This is a genomic window from Fretibacterium fastidiosum (genome assembly GCF_000210715.1).
Taxonomy (GTDB): Bacteria; Synergistota; Synergistia; order Synergistales; family Aminobacteriaceae; genus Fretibacterium; species Fretibacterium fastidiosum.
Genome location: NC_021038.1, coordinates 2,281,735 through 2,283,201 on the forward strand (window position 1 = coordinate 2,281,735; position 1,467 = coordinate 2,283,201).

Below are 1,467 nucleotides of genomic sequence, written 5' to 3' on the forward strand. Positions count from 1 at the left end.
ACGGTTGCCGCGCCAGTCGTAGCCGTACTCCTCTACCGCCACGTTCGCGCCCTCCTGCACCGCAAAACAATAACTCTTATTCGATTGTCAAGAATTCGGAGACTCTGTAGTTTTGTTCAATTTCCTTTTCCATCGTCGTTCATAACGTCATCGACGTCATCGCAGGAAAGCTTAAAAAGGCGAGGAGCCAAAAAATCCCCTTCGCTTAAAAATCAAGGTTTGTAGAGAGTAATTCCAAATTCAGCATTCAGCGAAGCCAAAAGGGCTATTGTTTCTTTTGAAAAGCATAACTCCGGCGCGTCGCCGTCCTCCATCACTACAATGCCATCAAAAACTACATCAATTTCATAATCTTTGACTAGTTGCTGAAGCACCTCCACCTTAGAGCCAAGCATGGAGATCATTTCATCAAATTTTTCCTCCAAACACCTGCAAAACGATTTATCGGTTTCTATATACCAGTAGTAAAACGGCTCTGGTATTGCTACAGTTTGCTTACCTTTTTTAGGTGCTATCCCTAATAAGTCAGTAATGACATCCATGGGAAACGCGCAAACGATGCTAAAAATAACCTTGATTGTAGGATACATATAGTTCACCCCGTGCTGTTAAATTAAGGTAGGCAAAAGCTCAATACCTGCCTTATCGCTTCAGTTAACGCCCAATGGCCTAAGGTTATGTGATTCAAATCAAGCTTATGTCATTTCCAGAATTAAGTCATTTATTTGGATAGTATAACCCCGTATGTACTGGTATTGCGTTTTTACCCTTACTTCCCTTGATAACCCTCACCAGTAGAATTTCTCGTGTATGTTCGTCAATTGCCATATTATATTGACTTGATGCTTTTTTAACATAGTCTTTTTTTAGCAATTCAGCACTATCATAATTAACAGTCTGCGCAACCTTATTAGCTCTGTCATCATTACGTATTTCTTTACACCCATTATGCACCAACACGCCGCTTCCGACGAAGTAGGTATCGAAGTCCTCGACGTCGAGGTTGTAGACGGGGATGGGGGACTCCAGCTTTTCAAGCCTCAGTGCCGTCACCGTCCGAACGTCGCCGGAGAGCGCCCGGATGCTGTCCCCAACCACCAGGTCTCCCGCGGCAACCCAGCCCCTGCCCACAACGTAGAACGGATGACTGGTGGTCGCGTCGACGTCCCCGCTGCCCGTTTCGATGCGTAGCAGCTCGTCGTTCTCCCGGACGAGGACCTCCTTGACCGCCTTCAGCGCCAGCTCGCCGGTCTCGACGTTGTACGACCACACCCGATCCCCAGCCTGAACCTCGGCGATGCGCTTGAACCCCGCCTCCGTCGCCACCAGCGTGTCACCGTCAAAGCAGCTCGGCCAGAAAATCATGGCCAGGTCCATCGCGATATTCAGACCCGCAACCAGCATCCCCGCAACGTCGTTATTCGCCCTCGCCTCAAGGTATGCCTCGAAGTTTTTCTTGACGCTGTA

General features: G+C 48.3%; 2 protein-coding genes. Both read right to left on the reverse strand.

Translation table 11 applies throughout. From position 1 onward, the window contains the following. Nucleotides 1-212: 212 nt before the first annotated feature. Nucleotides 213-542, reverse strand: a complete 330-nt coding sequence (locus SY1_RS10310) for a DUF4279 domain-containing protein (protein WP_208873739.1) — start codon at nucleotides 540-542, stop codon at nucleotides 213-215. Nucleotides 543-717: 175 nt separating this feature from the next. Further along, nucleotides 718-1,467, reverse strand: a 750-nt coding sequence (locus tag SY1_RS10315) for a polymorphic toxin-type HINT domain-containing protein (RefSeq protein WP_243440665.1), incomplete at its 5' end; no start/stop codon positions are given.

Excerpts from the sequence above, each read along its gene's own strand:
- SY1_RS10310 (WP_208873739.1), bottom strand. The coding sequence starts at position 542 with ATGGATGTCATTACTGACTTATTAGGGATAGCACCTAAAAAAGGTAAG.